General features: G+C 49.9%; 12 protein-coding genes. 5 read left to right on the top strand and 7 right to left on the bottom strand.

Going from position 1 to position 16223, the window contains the following annotated elements:
- Nucleotides 1-146: 146 nt before the first annotated feature.
- Nucleotides 147-2423, bottom strand: coding sequence for a 5-methyltetrahydropteroyltriglutamate--homocysteine S-methyltransferase (metE, locus tag BN1044_RS11670; RefSeq protein WP_072308836.1), 2277 nt, complete (start codon nucleotides 2421-2423; stop codon nucleotides 147-149).
- Nucleotides 2424-2704: 281 nt separating this feature from the next.
- Here metE and metR point away from each other — a divergent pair, with 281 nt between their 5' ends.
- Nucleotides 2705-3712: an HTH-type transcriptional regulator MetR gene (gene metR / locus BN1044_RS11665; protein WP_072308835.1), complete on the top strand. Its 1008-nt coding sequence runs from the start codon at nucleotides 2705-2707 to the stop codon at nucleotides 3710-3712.
- Here metR and BN1044_RS11660 read toward each other — a convergent pair.
- Complete coding sequence (locus tag BN1044_RS11660) at nucleotides 3621-4490, bottom strand: carboxylate/amino acid/amine transporter (RefSeq protein ID WP_046360352.1); 870 nt, start codon at nucleotides 4488-4490, stop codon at nucleotides 3621-3623. The two genes, metR and BN1044_RS11660, sit on opposite strands and share 92 nt — an antisense overlap.
- 103 nt (nucleotides 4491-4593) lie before the next feature.
- A complete protein-coding gene (locus BN1044_RS11655; RefSeq protein ID WP_072308834.1) occupies nucleotides 4594-5478 on the bottom strand; it encodes a LysR family transcriptional regulator in 885 nt (294 codons plus the stop codon).
- A 101-nt stretch (nucleotides 5479-5579) separates the two neighbouring features.
- Between BN1044_RS11655 and BN1044_RS11650 the strand changes: the two genes are divergently transcribed.
- Nucleotides 5580-6176 (top strand): NAD(P)H oxidoreductase, encoded by a 597-nt coding sequence (locus BN1044_RS11650; RefSeq protein WP_072308833.1) that lies wholly within the window; start codon nucleotides 5580-5582, stop codon nucleotides 6174-6176.
- A 59-nt stretch (nucleotides 6177-6235) separates the two neighbouring features.
- Here BN1044_RS11650 and BN1044_RS11645 read toward each other — a convergent pair whose 3' ends face one another.
- From BN1044_RS11645 to BN1044_RS11630, 4 genes are all read right to left on the bottom strand, one after another.
- Nucleotides 6236-7375, bottom strand: a complete 1140-nt coding sequence (locus BN1044_RS11645; RefSeq protein ID WP_139130931.1) for a DUF4056 domain-containing protein — start codon at nucleotides 7373-7375, stop codon at nucleotides 6236-6238.
- Nucleotides 7372-8514: a BamA/TamA family outer membrane protein gene (locus tag BN1044_RS11640; protein ID WP_072308832.1), complete on the bottom strand. Its 1143-nt coding sequence runs from the start codon at nucleotides 8512-8514 to the stop codon at nucleotides 7372-7374. The genes BN1044_RS11645 and BN1044_RS11640 overlap by 4 nt, the downstream gene beginning before the upstream one ends.
- Nucleotides 8514-9530, bottom strand: coding sequence for a hypothetical protein (locus tag BN1044_RS11635; RefSeq protein ID WP_072308831.1), 1017 nt, complete (start codon nucleotides 9528-9530; stop codon nucleotides 8514-8516). The genes BN1044_RS11640 and BN1044_RS11635 overlap by 1 nt, the downstream gene beginning before the upstream one ends.
- Before the next feature lie 192 nt (nucleotides 9531-9722).
- Complete coding sequence (locus BN1044_RS11630; protein WP_072308830.1) at nucleotides 9723-12077, bottom strand: zinc/cadmium/mercury/lead-transporting ATPase; 2355 nt, start codon at nucleotides 12075-12077, stop codon at nucleotides 9723-9725.
- A gap of 278 nt (nucleotides 12078-12355) precedes the next feature.
- Here BN1044_RS11630 and BN1044_RS11625 point away from each other — a divergent pair, with 278 nt between their 5' ends.
- The 3 genes from BN1044_RS11625 to BN1044_RS11615 form a co-directional block, all read left to right on the top strand.
- Entirely contained in the window at nucleotides 12356-13051 is a 696-nt protein-coding gene (locus BN1044_RS11625) for a pirin family protein (protein ID WP_072308829.1), read from the top strand.
- A 393-nt stretch (nucleotides 13052-13444) separates the two neighbouring features.
- Nucleotides 13445-15577 (top strand): type VI secretion system tip protein TssI/VgrG, encoded by a 2133-nt coding sequence (tssI, locus tag BN1044_RS11620; protein WP_072308828.1) that lies wholly within the window; start codon nucleotides 13445-13447, stop codon nucleotides 15575-15577.
- A gap of 28 nt (nucleotides 15578-15605) precedes the next feature.
- The coding region (locus BN1044_RS11615; RefSeq protein WP_254663929.1) for a DUF6531 domain-containing protein at nucleotides 15606-16223 on the top strand (618 nt) is incomplete at its 3' end.

The following is a 16223-nucleotide window of genomic DNA, read 5'->3' as shown; positions in this document are numbered from 1 at the left end:
ATGAATCCCAATTTGATTTTAGGGGAACCGTAGGGATGGGGTCGTAGCAGCTTTAGCTGCCGGAGCGCCCCACCCTGCGGTAGCCCCGTGTATCTCGATTTACTAGACGACCTATAGAATCACTAACCCTACAAAATCTATACCTATTAAGCCGCAAGCTCACGCAGACGCTGCGCTGCTTTGACCATATTCGCCAATGACTGGCGCGTTTCTGGCCATGCACGGGTCTTCAAGCCACAGTCTGGGTTTACCCACAGACGCTCAGCCGGAATGTTTTGCGCGGCTTTACGTAGTAGATCTTCAATCCACTCAACGCTCGGCACATTTGGCGAATGGATGTCATACACGCCAGGGCCGATTTCGTTTGGATATTCGAACTCTTTAAATGCTTCCAGCAGATCCATATCAGAACGAGAGGTCTCTATGGTGATCACATCGGCATCCAGCGCCGCGATAGAATCCATGATGTCATTGAACTCGCAGTAACACATATGCGTGTGGATCTGGGTGTCGTCTTGTGCAACCGCCGCATTCAGTCGGAAAGCGTCAACCGCCCACTCCAAATAAGCCTGCCAATCGGAGCGACGCAGCGGTAAACCTTCACGCAGTGCCGGTTCATCAATCTGAATAATACCAATGCCCGCTTTTTCTAAATCTTCGACTTCGTCACGCAATGCCAACGCGATTTGCTTCGCAATGGTTTCACGCGTCACATCTTCACGCGGGAATGACCAGCAGAGGATCGTCACCGGCCCTGTCAGCATGCCTTTCACCGGTTTGTCCGTTAGCGACTGAGCGTATTTCGCCCACTCAACGGTGATCGCTTCAGGACGGCTAATATCACCAATAATAACCGGAGGTTTAACGCAGCGAGAACCGTAGCTCTGCACCCAGCCATTTTGGGTAAATACAAAGCCATCAAGATGCTCACCGAAATATTCCACCATGTCATTACGTTCGGCTTCACCATGCACCAACACGTCCAGACCTAAACGTTCCTGTTCGGCAATGGCCTGTTTGATGTGCTCGCTGATGCCCGTGCGATAGTTGTTGGCATCAACGCGGCCTTGTTTGAAATCTAAACGCAGGCCCCGAATCTCCGTGGTTTGCGGGAATGAACCAATGGTTGTTGTTGGCCATGCCGGTAAATTGAAACGCTTACGCTGGGCTTCAGCACGCTGTTCATAAGGCTGGTTACGGGCGCTATCACGTGGCGTAATCGCCGCCAGACGTTGCTCCACCTGCGCGTTATGCACTCGTCGAGAGCTACGACGCTCACGGATCGGTGCGCTGTAATCCGTCAGAGCTTGCAGATTCTCTGCAACCGGCTCGTTAATTGCCTGAGTTAATAGCGCCAACTCAGCACATTTTTGCAGAGCAAACGCAAACCAGCTTTTCACCTCTTCGTCCAAACGTGTTTCCACGCTCAAATCAATCGGGCTATGCAGCAGGGAACATGAAGAACCCACCCAAATTTGACGCTGAGCCACCAGCGGCTGAATGCGCTCGAACCACTGGCTGACGTCAGCACGCCATACGTTACGGCCATTAATCGCACCGACCGATAACACCCACTCCTGCGGCAGCGCATTATGCAAGGCGTTCAGGTCATCTTTACCATGTACCGCATCAACGTGCAGGCCTTGAACCGGCAACGAACGGATGGTTTCAAGATTATGACTGATCCCTTCGAAATAGGTGGTTAACAGCAGTTTCACCTGCCCCGCCAACGCTTGATAGGCAGGCTGATAAGCATCGAGCCATTCCTGCGGCAATTCGAGCACCAGCGCAGGCTCATCAATTTGTACCCATTCAATACCGCGATCTGCCAACGCTTTCAGAACCTGTTGGTAAACTGGCAAAATATCTTGCAGAAGGTCTAAGCGGTCAAACTGCGCGCCTTTGACCTTACCAAGCCACAGATAGGTGATTGGCCCGAGCAGCACTGGCTTGACGTTATGACCCAACGCCAACGCTTCATCCACTTCTTCTAACAACTGCGTCCATCCTAGAGAGAATTTCTGCCCCTGCGTGAATTCCGGTACCATGTAGTGATAGTTCGTGTTGAACCATTTGGTCATTTCAGCAGCAGCAGCAGGCTCGCCGCTTGGCGCACGTCCACGGCCGATACGGAAAAGCGTATCCAGATCGATTGAGCCGTCTGCATTTTGATGGCGAGCCGGTACGTTGCCCAGCAACAGACTGGTGGTTAGTACATGGTCATACCATGCAAAATCACCGACCGGCAGTAAATCAACGCCCGCTTGTTGCTGCTGTTGCCAATGGCGAGCACGCAGTTCTTTCCCCACGCTCAGCAGCTCGTCTTGAGAGATAGTGCCCGCCCAGTAACTTTCCTGTGCTTTTTTCAGTTCGCGACGCAGGCCGACACGCGGAAAACCTAAAGTGTGATTGATTACGCTCATTATTCTTACCCCATTATGTAGAGAGATATCACCGATATAGCCGCGCTCGGCGTCGGAATTATGGTGGCTATACTCTGAATAATTCTGTTTGAAGAACGGCGGAAAGTTTGTCAGCCCCTAGGAGGTAGATCGCGATGTCACTAGGGTAAACAAACATAACCAACGCATCAGCAACTTGAATTATGATGTGTATAGCCATCTAGATGTTTACACATCCATAATCCACAGGTACTGTATATCGAACAAGCGCAAATTATTCACACTCAAGGTGAAAGACTCTCATGATCGAACTGAAACACTTAAGGACGCTACAGGCTCTGAGAAATACGGGCTCGTTAGCCGCTGCGGCAGCGCAACTGCATCAAACGCAGTCCGCCCTTTCACATCAGTTCAGTGATTTAGAGGAACGTTTGGGCTATCGCTTATTTGTACGCAAAAGCCAGCCACTGCGTTTTACCGTGCAGGGTGAGATTATGTTGAGATTGGCAGAACAGGTTTTGCCGCAGATCCAACAGGCGTTGAAAGCCTGCAACGAGCCACACCAAAGTGCGCTGCGCATCGCCATCGAATGCCATAGCTGTATCCAATGGCTTACCCCAGCGCTAGATAAATTCCGTGAACACTGGCCGGATGTTTCCGTCGATTTCCACTCAGGTGTTACCTTCGATCCCCAGCCGGCGCTGCAACAAGGTGAATTGGATCTGGTTATGACGTCAGACATCTTGCCGCGCAGCCATTTGCATTACACGCCGATGTTTGATTATGAGGTTCGGTTGGTGCTTTCACCCGATCATCCTTTGGCAGGTAAAGCTGAAATAACGCCGCAGGATTTAGCCGATGAAACGTTGCTGATTTATCCGGTGCAACGCCAACGCCTAGACGTATGGCGCCACTTCCTACAGCCAGCGGGGGTAACGCCTGCGCTGAAAAGTGTGGATAACACGCTGTTGCTGATTCAAATGGTTGCGGCGCGGATGGGCATTGCAGCACTACCGCATTGGGTAGTAGAAAATGTGGAACGCCAAGGCTTAGTTGTCACCAAGCCTCTCGGTGACGGTTTGTGGAGCCGTTTATACTCTGCGGTTCGCGACGGTGAGCAAAACCAGCCCGTTACCGAAGCCTTTATTGATTCCGCCCGCCGTCATGCCTGTGAGCATCTACCGTTCGTACGCGATGCGCAGGTCTATCACGGCAAAGTCACCCGTGATGCTTTATCTCACGACGAACAATCCATCGACGGTGCACCCATAGAGAAAGCGCAATCACCGCGCCACCAGCAATCAGCCTGATCCAGTCCGGGTGCTGCTGCCAGATCGCCAGATTAACCAGCAGCCCCGCCGGGATCAGCACGTTATTCATGATGGCTAACGTACCGGCATCCACCTGCGTCGCCCCATAGTTCCACATGAAGTAGCCCATACCGGAAGCCCCCACGCCAAGCCAAATCAAAATCCCCCACTGTAATCCCGTGGTGGGCATCATCTGATGATGACCAAACAGCAGCCACGCCGGTAAAGCGATACAAAGCGCCCCCAAATAGAACCATGAAAACGCGTTGCGCTGCGGCATAGGGCTGATTTCCATCACGCGCTTATAGCCAACCTGACCTATCGCAAAACAAATATTAGCGCCCTGAATCAGAGCAAAACCGAGTAAAAACTGAGGGCTTAACGGGTTATAGCGAATAATCAGCGCCCCTAAAACCGCCAGCAGCGCGCTGAATAAATATCCCCAGCGCAGCCGATTTCCCTGCATCAGATCGTAGATCAGCGTGACGTAAATCGGCGTCATGATGGTAAACAGCAGAACTTCTGGTACCGAGAGATACAAGAAAGACTGGTAGTAAAACAGGTACATCACTCCCAGCTGGCAGGCACCGAGCGCCATATACAGCAAAGCCTGTTTGGCTTGTACCCCACGCCAGCGCAAGAAGGGTAAAAAGACCAGCGCAGCAAGCGCCACTCGCACTAATACCGCAAACCAACCATCAACCTGACCGGCCAGATAAACCCCAATCAAGCTGAATGAAAATGCCCACAATACGGTGGTGAGAAGTAATAAAATCACGAAGTCTTTTGCCCATTGCAGATTTAGGCAGCAATTCTACTCAAGGACGCGCATGAATGTTGGGCGAAGTAGGTTTACAGCTGAATAATTTTCAGCCATTCGTTCAAGAGGATTTAATATAATCGACAAAGGCACGCAAGCCGCAGGTCATGTATTGCCGACTCGGATAATACAATTGAAATCCTGGCTGCTCCGGTAACCATTCGTCGAGCACGGAAACCAACTGGCCGCTTTCAAGATGAGATTTCACTTGGTCATAATACAAAAAGGCAATACCCGCCCCGAGCAAAGTGGCATCCAACATCGTATCTACGTCGTCCAAAATAATATTACCGTTGGGGGCGACCTCTAGCTTTCCTTCAGGCCCAACAAATTCCCAGTGGTAAGGCCGCCCGCTGGGAAAACGAAATATAACGCTCTGATGATCCACCAGTTCACGTGGGTAACTGGGTTTTCCATGCTGGGCGAAATAGTCCGGCGTGGCGACCACGACAAACTTAACCGGTGGGCCAATAGGAATGGCGATCATATCTTTTTCCACAATCGCACTGGGGCGAACTCCTGCGTCAAAGGCCTCTCCCACGATATCTGCCAGCTTATCATCGGTGGTGATTTCTACTTTGATATCAGGATACTGACGTGAAAAACCCACCACCAACGGAATCAAGAACAGCTTGGCTGCCACACGTGCAGCATTAATTTTTAATGTCCCCATGGGCAAATCACGAAAGCAGTTCACTTCATCAAGCATGGTATTGATTTCATCAAACGCGGGGCGCATTCGATCATATAAACTCTTGCCCGCTTCGGTCAGCGCAACGCTGCGTGTGGTGCGGTTGAATAGCCGGATTTTGAGCCGCTGCTCAAGCTGCTTAATCGCATGACTTATCGCCGAAGGTGACAAGCCAAGCTCATCTCCCGCCGCACGAAAGCTTTTATGCCGCGCCACAACGATGAACGGGGCAAAATCGGAAAAGTTCAGCCGCATTAGTGAAAATCCTTCATCAACCCATCTCAAATACTCACTTTTACACAATTATCTTTCCCTCGTAAAGTGTCAGCCACACCTTAAGAGATTGAGATAACTCCATGAAATCAGAGAAAATGTATATTGTATGGGCGCATCCTCGCGCTGACTCATTGACCGCGCATATTGTTGAGGTCATGCAAAGCCAAGCCGCCCACCATGCTATCGACGTCACTACGCTCGACCTTTACCGCCGAGGGTTTAATCCTGTGCTAGGCGTTGAAGATGAGCCGGACTGGGAAAATCCAAATAAACAATACTCACCCGACGTGCATCAGCTGTATAGCGAACTGGAAGGTCACGACACGCTGGTGGTCGTCTTTCCACTGTGGTGGTACAGCTATCCGGCCATGATTAAAGGGTATATGGATCGCGTTTGGAACCATGGCCTAGCCTACGGCGGGAAAGGGTTTCCGGCGAAAAAAATTCGTTGGGTGGCGTTGGTTGGCGGCTCGCAATCAGGCTTTGTGAAATACGGTTGGGAAAAAAACATCACCGATTTTCTCATCAGCTGTGGCAGCTACTTAGGCGTTGAGGACACTAAAATTACTTTCCTCTACAACACCATAGGCGTTGAAGAAGACATTGCCGATCGCGAGAGTCATTACCAATCGCTGTTCGCTATCGCTCGCGAAGTGATTGACGAAACAGCAAATTAATCGGCTAAACATTGCAAAAAAGGGACGCACGCTTACGTCCCTTTAGCTTCATCTCTCTACTATTTTTGCGCGCTCAAATCCACGGCATCCTCCACTCTGGCATGAAGCGCCAAGGCAGGGAAATCACGGAAAGTATAGTATTTGGCAGGCGCAGGCAGTTGCTTCATAGAACGACCGGGCCAAAGCTGAAGTTCTCCCAAGGCTTGCATCTTCAAGCCTGCCCACTCGCTGGGAAGCTGTAAACGCAGCGGCTTTGCCTGCTCGCTAGGCACCGGCGTAGGAACGCGATCGTCTTCCGTTTGATAGTTACGTTTCAACACCAGAAATTTCTCCGGCACCGCACGATGACTATTCCACCAATTGCCATCCAGCATATCGAATTGAAAACGCGTGTCGTTGGCGTCAACCGCACCTAGACGATGCAACGCATCGGGCAGAATCGTTTGCATCGCCACATTAAACTGCGCTACCGAGGCCGTATGTCCCTGCAATATCAGCGACGTTGCCAAACGGGCGCCAACTAAGTTCGAATAGAGATCTTCCGGCGAAAAAGCAGAAATTCCCTCTGAAAATCCGGGAACAGATTCAAAACCATACCACTGAGCAATTTCGTGCCACGCGGCTACTTGGAACGCTAAATAGCTCGAGAGATAAGCAGCCAACGTAAAGCGCTCGGCTTCGTCCTGCGGAGGCGTGAATGCAAACAGCGTGATTTTGCGTTTAGCAAGTTCTTGGCTGAGCTCGATCGTTTGCGCCTGACCCAGCTGCGGCCAAATATGGCTGAACAGATAGAGCGTCATATCCGCCGTATCACGCACATGCGCAATATCGATAAATCCACCCTGCGTGGTGTATAGCAAGCCATCTTGCTCGCTGCTAACCCCCATCAGATTGGCAACCGCACCAAACAGACTGTCGTTATAGTGGTGCTCGCCTAACGAATCAGCTTCTACCACGTTATTGAGCTGATAAAAGGGCACGGGGATCCCCAGCGCTTGTGCTTTTAAGTTATAGCCAAAAGCACAGCACGGACGTAATCCATCGGGGGCAGAAAGTCGCTCAACCGTTGGCCACACACGCGTAGCGCTCTGCTGAGGCGCCGTTGATAGATCAGGCGTAATCGGCAATTTGACGTTCGCTGAGCAGGCAGATGTCAGCAAGATCAGACTCGATAATCCATATTTGAGTACAATGTTCAAAAGGCTTCCCCTACCTGAAAATAGAATCCCGTACTGCCTTTACCAACGCCAAGATCGAGACGAACGTTCATACGCGGCTTAAATTCAAAACGATAGCCCACGCCCACCGAAGGTAGCCATGCGCTTTGGCCTAAATCTCGCGTATTTGGCCCCATGGTGCCTGTCCCCAGCCAGCCAACAACACCATGACGCCAATCTAGCTTTCGTCGATATTCGATTTGCGTACTCACCACGTTTCGATCGCGGTAACGCCCTTCGTAATAACCACGCATCCGATTATTGCTGCCCAGCAACGGCAGCATATTCCATGGAACATCGCCCTGCGTGAAGCGACCATCAATCTCCCACGCCAGCACATTTTTGTCATCTAGCGCATGGTAAAGTGCATAGCGAGTATCCAAAGAATCAAAACGGGTATCACTGCCAAGCCCTGGAGCATAATAGGTATAGGTTAAATTCACTAACTGACCATGCCGGGGATTGGAAACAAAATCGCGGGTGTCGTAGGTAAACGTTGCGCTAGCGCCCGAGCTCAGCACCGAAGTACCCGCTTTTTCGCGCTCTAGCGTTCCGCGATCTTTATCTTGAATCGATGCGGCATGGACAGAAGAAAATGACCAGCCAAGACCTAAATAGGTGTTAGGCGCAATTCGGTAGAGCAGATCGGGCTTAGCGCTGAATTCCTGCGAGGTGTATTTCTGTTTATCGTCATTATTGCGGCCAGCACTAAATCCCGTTCCCCAATAGTAGGTCGGCATATCGTTGAGTGCGCCGCTGAGATAAAAGCGCCATGCATCGTCAGCAAAAAAGCTGTAGTTCTCTAAACCTAAACCGAAAGCGCCGGTAGAACTGGCGAATCCGCTCAGCGAAAGCGTTGAGTTTTGGCTAACGTGATCGTGTTTGTCCGGACGATACATGCCAACTACGGCCATGCCTACGCCCAACCCTAACTCTGGCGTATAAAAGGGGCCCGGCATCACGCCCCAATCAATACCTTTATCAGGATTAAACTGATTGTCCGAGCCGAGCCCTTTTAACCAGCCATCCACCTGCTGACGCGACGGCAGGAGATCTCCTGCCCGTGCAAAAGAAGAAATACTAAGGCAAGCCACGAGCCAAAGCCCGCCAACGCGACGCATTAGAAGCGGTACTCACCGGATACGAAGAAGCTATTACGTTCAGCAAAACCGATTTCAGTCAGGACATTGAAGTTGCGGGTAATCTCATACTGTGCCCCGACTAGAACGTTCCAAGGCGATTGCAGGTGCTGTTTGACGTCAAAGCGGCCATTTTGCGCTAATCCAGCCAAACCACTAGGCAAATTAAGATCGCTAAGTTTGCCTTTAAACTCCTGCTGCACATCTTGATACATTGAGCCAACCCAAACATTTAGCTTACCTGGGGCCAGATGCAAAGCATCCAGCCCTGGCGTCGTAAAACGATAGCCCACGCGCGGAGTTAACGTAAATGCCGAAATATTCCCATCCAAAATATCAAATCTGGTTTCTGTATAATTGGCATCAATAGCGCTAAACCAGTTCTCATACCCCCCAACGAGGGTTGCCCCCCCACCGTAGGTTGTTCCTTTAAAATCAAGGTCAAAACTGGTTCCACTTGGAACTTTTATAGGAAACGACCCCAGTTTAACGCTGGTAATTTTGGTGCTTGAAGTTCCTTTTGTATGCCCAACTAGACCATAAACATTAAGAAACGGAAGAACCCAAGCATCTAGCTTAACAGACTCAGTTTTGCTTTTTTCTCTCGTATGACCAACACCAATACTCAACAACTTGTCAAGATTCAGCGGTAGACCAGTTAACTTAATGCTATCCACTTCAATATTCTGGCGCATATTCATATAGTTCACGCCAACACCGAAAGTCTCTGGTAATTCATAGCCCAACGCTCTCGCCTCATCCCCCCAGAAAGGTAAGAAAGAAGATTCCTGTTTCGCGGCGCTTTTGTCATTCACCTGCTTGGTTGTCGCAAGACTTTGCTTTTTCGAATCGGTCACTTTTGATTTTGAGAGGAATTGTGGTGTTGATGCCTGATCGATAAGTGTTTGAGTTGCATCATCGCTCGCGGGCAGATCAGCAAAGGCAAAAGATGACATCATCGCTGCTGGAACCAGCGCTAGCAGAGTGGATTTCTTCATTTTTTTATTTGGCTTGTATTAAATTCGTGAATTGTTTGCTCGATTAAATACGAAAAACGAGTTAACTCGGACTAAAAACCGAGCGAGTATACCAATAAACTATGTGGGTATCGTAAGTCATAAAATGCGCATCGCGGCTAAAAAAGACTTTAGCCGCGATTTATTTTCTTGTAATAACAGGGCGTTATTACGTTACTTCGACTTTCTTAATAATCTTAAAGCATTCGCGGTAACCAAGGCCGTTGCGCCAGAATCCGCTAAAACGGCCAGCCATAACCCCGTCAATCCTAACAAGCTTGTCACCATAAACACCGCCTTTAGCCCCAGCGCAATGGTGATATTCTGTCGAATATTGGCATGTGTCGCGCGCGACAGCGCGATGATTTCCGGCAATCCGGTTAGGCGGTTATGCGTTAGCGCGGCATCAGCCGTTTCGAGCGCCACATCTGAGCCGCTACCCATTGCAATCCCAATACTCGCGGCCTTCATAGCAGGCGCATCGTTAATGCCGTCACCGACCATTGCCGTATCCGCTTTTTGGCTGAGCACCGTTAAAGCATCCACCTTATCAGCAGGCAGCAGACCGGCGCGGAATTCAATCCCGAGCTTGCTGGCGATAGCCGCCGCTGCGCGCGGATTATCACCGGTTAGCATCACGCCGCTGATCCCCATCTGTTTCAACTGCGCCAAAGCCTCCACGGCGTCTGCGCGTAAGGTGTCACTTAATGCAATAACGCCAATAGGTTGCAGTGCTTGAATAACCACCACCACGGTTTTCCCCGCGCTTTCTAACGCATGGATCTGCGCAAGTGCATCTTCGCTCAAGGCATCCCGCGGCAGCTTAGTCGGTGCCATCACCTGAACCAGCGCGCCGTTAACCACGCCTTCAACCCCAACTCCGGCCTTCGCCTGACGATCGTCGGCAGTTAGCATGGCTAATTTTTTATCAGCGACATTACGGACAATCGCCTGCGCCAAAGGATGATGCGAGCCCACTTCAACCGCAGCGGCTAACGTTAAAACCTGATCGGTGTTGATCCCTGACAAAGCAACAACGTCTGTTACCTGCGGCGTTCCCTGCGTCAGCGTCCCGGTTTTGTCGAAAGCAATGGTGGTAACCCTTCCCAGCTGTTCCAGCGCAGCCCCGCCTTTAATTAATGCACCACGGCGCGTTGCTGCGGCCAGACCCGAGGTAATGGCTGCCGGAGTCGAAATGACCAAGGCACATGGGCAGCCAATCAGTAACATAGTCAGGCCGCGATAAATCCAAGTATCCCAAGGCTGGGCAAACAACAGCGGCGGTACCAAAATTACCAACAGCGAGAACAACATAATCGCGGGCGTGTAATACCGGCTGAAGCGATCGAGGAAACGCTCAATAGGTGCTCGGCGCTCATCTGCCTCTTCAATCAGTTGAAGGATGCGGTCAATCGCATTATTGCCCGGTTCCGATACCACACGAAGCTGACATACGCGATCCACAACCAGCGACCCCGCGGCCACTTTCTCTCCACTTTGGCGTTCAACCGGCACCGACTCACCGGTCAATGCGCTTTCATCAAAGCTAATGCCATCCGCCAGCAACTCGGCATCTGCTGGCATACGTGCGCCCGGCGCAACTTCAATAATTTGCCCCGGCATCAGCGACGACACAGCAACCGTTCTACGTTTGCCGTTTTCAACCACGACGGCGTCTTCCGGCACCAGCGCCATAAGCGCCGTTACACCTTTACGTGCGCGGCTCGCGGCGTAAGACTCTAAGAGTTCGCCGATCATAAACAACAGCAGCACCATCGCGGCTTCTTCGGTCGCACCAATAAACAGTGCGCCAATTGCGGCAATGCTCATTAAGGTTTCAATCGCAAATGGCGTACCGCTGCGCGTCAGGTTCCATGCTTGCCGAACCACCGGAGCCAAACCAACTAACGTGGTGGCAATAAAGGCGATACGGCCTAATGCTGGGCTAAACTGTTCAATGCCATAGCTGACGATCATCATGACCACTAACGAGATCAACAGACCGTATTCTTTCCAAAAACCATTTTCAGGCTGAGTTTTCGTGCCACCTGCACCAAGTAACACAAAACCGGCTTTTTCCACCGCAGCTTGTACTTTTTGGCTAACGTCATGCCCCGCATCAACAACCAGTTTTTCAGTGGCAAACAACACGGCGGCACGCTCCACGCCGGGAATGTTACCCACCGCAGTTTCTATCTTTTTGGCACAGCTAGGACAATCCATACCGCGGATTTTCCAACTAAAACGCTGACTGCCTATCGGTGGTGGAGTGAGTGGAGGTGCCGAGGGGTGTTCGTCCTCATCATCGCCATCGTCGTGGCAATGACCGCCGCTACAACAGCTATCGCCCTCAGAAGAAGAGGAAGAAACCGAGCTGCCATGGCTATCTTGCGATACAGTTTTATCAGAACAGCAACCATGTTGGGTTTTACTGTGGCTGTGACCGCAGCCGCATGAAGAACTTGCATGGTTATGACTATGCTCGTGTGTAGGGTCGGTTCCATGTGAATGGTGAATGTGCTCAGACATGCTGACCTCCGTAAGGTTATCCGCTAAACGGAAAAGAGAAATAATCGAGATTTAATAGCAGTCTACACCTTGGAGTCCACTCCAGAGTCAAGGATTTAAATGAGAAAAATTCTTGTTTTTCACGCATCCTAAATCCAATTTCTGGTTTTAAATCTAGAACTTGTTCTGATTTTTTGAACAGAGGGATGAGTTTTTTACGCTTTCATATTATCGGCTTAGGTCTAAACTAGATTTCAACAACAAGAGCCTGATTGGCTGGCTCATAGGAGATTTTGATTATGATTTATATCCGTAAAGCAAATGACCGTGGTCACGCAAATCATGGTTGGCTGGACAGCTGGCACTCATTTTCTTTCGCCGATTATTACGATCCAGACTTCATGGGTTTTTCCGCATTACGCGTAATTAACGACGATAAAATCGCGGCGGGTGAAGGTTTCCCAACCCATCCACATAAAGATATGGAAATCCTGACTTATGTAATGGAAGGGGCAGTTGCTCACCAAGACAGCATGGGCAACAAAGAACAGGTTAACGCCGGTGAGTTTCAGATCATGAGCGCCGGTACCGGTATTCGCCATTCTGAATTTAATGCTCATCAGGATCGCGATTTACACCTGTATCAGATTTGGATCATTCCAGATCAGAAAAACCTGACGCCGCGCTACGAGCAGAAAGCGTTTGATGTTCCACAGGGTCGCCAGTTGGTGCTGTCTCCCGATGCTCGTGATGGATCGCTGAAAGTGTTCCAAGACATGACGCTCACTCGCTGGGCGCTGTTGAAAGACGAACAAAGCGTCTATCAGATGCAGGCCGATCGCCGCGTTTGGATTCAGGTAGTTAAAGGCAATGTCTCTATCAACGGTCAGCACGTCAGCACCGCAGACGGTGTCGCAATTTGGGACGAAGCAGCTATTTCGATCCATGCAGACGAAAAAGCAGAAATTCTGTTGTTTGATTTGCCACCGGTGTAATTGAAAACGTCAGCGTATTAAATAAGAAATAACTCACAGGCCACTGATTATATTGGCCTTTTTATTCTATCCAGAAAATTAACTTTTCCTTAATTATCAATTAATTTTAATAAATCCCCATCAGGTTATAAATTAACCCGAAAACACATCCACAGGTAAAACTCGCTCTTGTGTTTCATGTTCATACTGGATATCGACACAAACTGGAAAAGATATAGCGCAGTTTGAAATCGCCTAAGAATGGTTCATGACAAACTATGTCACCATTCGATCTGGCTGCAAGATATATGTTTTCGCGATTGTACTGAGCTATTTATTTGCTCTTAATCAAAGCAAAAATAGTTTTGGCGTCATGTATCTGGTCAACGGAAAATAATGTAAGGACACTTCACGATGAAAAATGGATTGTATTTTTCGTGCCAAATTGGTGGGTTACCCACGAATACTTTTGATGTAGCAGAGTTTCATTTAAACGAAAAACTCTCAGAGCTATTTGAGCTAACCCTAACGCTGGTTAGCCATAACGCGAATATTAATATTGATGACTTACTGCTTTTACCTGCGTCATTAACAATAACAGTTAATGATATAAAGCAACGAACAATAACCGGGGTCGTGACTCGTGCTGAGCATGGCGATAGCGGATTTCGACGCACGTTTTATACATTAACGATACGTCCCGAAATGTGGACGATGACGCTTAACCAAGAAAGCCGGATTTACCATCAGCGTTCGGTACCCCAAATTTTAACCGAGATACTACAGCAAAATCAGGTTAAAGCCACCTGTGTTCAATTAAAAGACCCACATCAAACGCGTGAATTCGTGACTCAAAAAAGAGAGTCGGACTATCAATTTTTTTGCCGTCTTGCATCCGAAGAGGGGCTTGTTTTTTGGTTCGATACCGAAGGAATGCAGTATGGCGACACTCATTTAGCAATGCCAGGTACCGATTTATTATTCTATAACCCACATCCTAAAACCGCTATGGATGGCGATATTATCCACAGCTTGCGGTTTGGTGCCTCAATGCGCCCGGGCAAAACGGCACATAAAGACCGCAACTACCACATTCCAGATTACTTCTTAGAGCATTCAGCCGAGGCGGAAAACGCCTCAAATAGCCATACGATTTTTGAAAGCTATGGTCGCTTTCAAAAAGATGCCGAAGCAGCGCCTATGGTGAAATATCGGCTTGAACAAATTCGTTCAAACAGCCGAACTGGGCATGCGCAATCTAACTGCATCCGCCTGATGCCGGGCTACATGTTCAGGATCACTGAACACCCACTCCAAACCATGAACGACCTTTGGCAAATAACGGCCATTGAACACCACGGCAAAATGCCTGAAGCGTTAGAAGAAGAAGATAATCAAGGCGGCACCACATTAACCAATAGTTTCAGCTTTATGACCGGAAAAGCAGACTGGCGGGCACCTTTCATCTTCAAACCACAGGCTGATGGAGATGAAGTTGCTGAAGTCGTTGGTCCTAAAGGGGAAGAAATTTATGTAGACGCAGATGGTGCAGTTAAAGTGTTTTTTCATTGGAATCGCTACGACGCTGAAGATGACAAAGCATCATGCTGGGTTCGTGTTGCTCAGGGATGGAACGGCAATGGATTTGGTTTCCTTGCAACGCCTCGCATTGGCCAAGAAGTCATTGTTTCTTATCTCAATGGTGATATCGATCGCCCCATCATCACGGGGTGTACCTACAACGGCAATAATCGCCCACCGCTAAATTTGCCCGCAGAAAAAACAAAAACCACGTTTAAAACCAAAACGCACAAAGGCGACGGTTTTAACGAGCTTCGCTTCGAAGATGAAGCGGGCCGTGAGGAGGTCTACATCCATGCCCAGAAAGACATGAATACTGACGTTCTCAACAACCGCAGCACGACCGTTGACGCCAATCATACCGAGCATGTGAAAAAGAATCAGGCCGTTACCGTTGATAAAAACCAGATAACAACGGTGAAAAAAAACCAAATTATTCATGTGCATAAAAATGAAATGGAAACGGTAAACATCGCTAAAAAAGAGACGATTGGCGTTGCCAAAATTCTCAGCGTAGGTTCCCTCTATCAAACCGTTGTCGGCGGCATTATGAACACCTCTGTCGCGCTGATTGAAGCACTGCAGGTTGGAATCATGAAATCCCTAACCGTGGGGAAAAACTATACCGCGAAGATTGGTAAAAAAATGACGGTCAGCGTCGGTGAGCGTAAAACCGAAAGCGCTGGCAAGGTGTCGGTCTACTCTGCAGGAGAGCATCTGGAGCTTTCCTGCGGTGGAGCAAGAATTGTTCTGACCAAAGAAGGAAATATCCACTTCATTGGGAACACCATTAATCTTCAGTCTTCACTCGCCTTAAGCGGCGATTCGACGCTGATTAACTGGAATTACGGAGCCACATTGTCGCCTCCAGAGCTGCCTAAGGACACTGACCCCGGTGGTTTCGATGGCGTAATGGGCGGTGGCGGCGGTGGGCCAAGCGGCGCCGGTGGACCAGGGTGCTACTAAATGCAGTCGATACTAAGGAAGGTATAACATGATCGGATTACCCGCAGCGCGTCAAACAGACGAAACCACCCTCGGCGGCCCTATCACTCAGGGCTCGTTAGGCGTGTTGATTGGTGCGCCCAGCGGCGTGGCCTGTTCGACTTGTCCAAACGGTATCGCTAGCGCGCCCCCTAAAGGAAAACCTATTAATCCGACCCTTGGCGCTAAAGTTCTCTCCGCCGAAACCGACGTTGCCTTACCAGCCGCGGTGCCTTTCATCCTGTCCCGCAGCTACAGCAGCTACCAAACCGATACCCCTGCGCCCGTGGGCTTGCTCGGCCCCGGCTGGCAGTTGCCCAGCGGAGTCAGCCTGCTGATAACCAAAACCGGCCTTATCCTCAACGATAACGGCGGGCGCAGCCTGCATTTCAACACGCTCGCCGTCGGTGAGGCGCATTTCAGCCGCAGTGAATCCCTGTGGCTGGTGCGCGGCGGTCTATTAGAGCGCGATAAAAACCATCCGCTGGCGATGCTCTGGCGTACCCTGCCCGAATCGTGGCGGTTAAATTCACATCTGTATTTGTGTACCGCCGATGCACTTGGCCCGTGGTGGGTGCTCGGTATTTCGGAAGACGAAGGCCACAGGGAACGCCCTGCGCCCTTATCA

This window comes from Hafnia alvei, from assembly GCF_900095695.1.
GTDB lineage: Bacteria > Pseudomonadota > Gammaproteobacteria > Enterobacterales > Enterobacteriaceae > Hafnia > Hafnia alvei_B.
Note: the sequence above shows the minus strand (reverse complement) of the source record. Positions and strands in the feature narration are given on the sequence as shown.

Excerpts from the sequence above, each read along its gene's own strand:
- metE (WP_072308836.1), bottom strand. The coding sequence starts at position 2,423 with ATGAGCGTAATCAATCACACTTTAGGTTTTCCGCGTGTCGGCCTGCGT.
- metR (WP_072308835.1), top strand. The coding sequence starts at position 2,705 with ATGATCGAACTGAAACACTTAAGGACGCTACAGGCTCTGAGAAATACG.
- BN1044_RS11655 (WP_072308834.1), bottom strand. The coding sequence starts at position 5,478 with ATGCGGCTGAACTTTTCCGATTTTGCCCCGTTCATCGTTGTGGCGCGG.
- BN1044_RS11650 (WP_072308833.1), top strand. The coding sequence starts at position 5,580 with ATGAAATCAGAGAAAATGTATATTGTATGGGCGCATCCTCGCGCTGAC.
- BN1044_RS11640 (WP_072308832.1), bottom strand. The coding sequence starts at position 8,514 with ATGCGTCGCGTTGGCGGGCTTTGGCTCGTGGCTTGCCTTAGTATTTCT.
- BN1044_RS11635 (WP_072308831.1), bottom strand. The coding sequence starts at position 9,530 with ATGAAGAAATCCACTCTGCTAGCGCTGGTTCCAGCAGCGATGATGTCA.
- BN1044_RS11630 (WP_072308830.1), bottom strand. The coding sequence starts at position 12,077 with ATGTCTGAGCACATTCACCATTCACATGGAACCGACCCTACACACGAG.
- BN1044_RS11625 (WP_072308829.1), top strand. The coding sequence starts at position 12,356 with ATGATTTATATCCGTAAAGCAAATGACCGTGGTCACGCAAATCATGGT.
- tssI (WP_072308828.1), top strand. The coding sequence starts at position 13,445 with ATGAAAAATGGATTGTATTTTTCGTGCCAAATTGGTGGGTTACCCACG.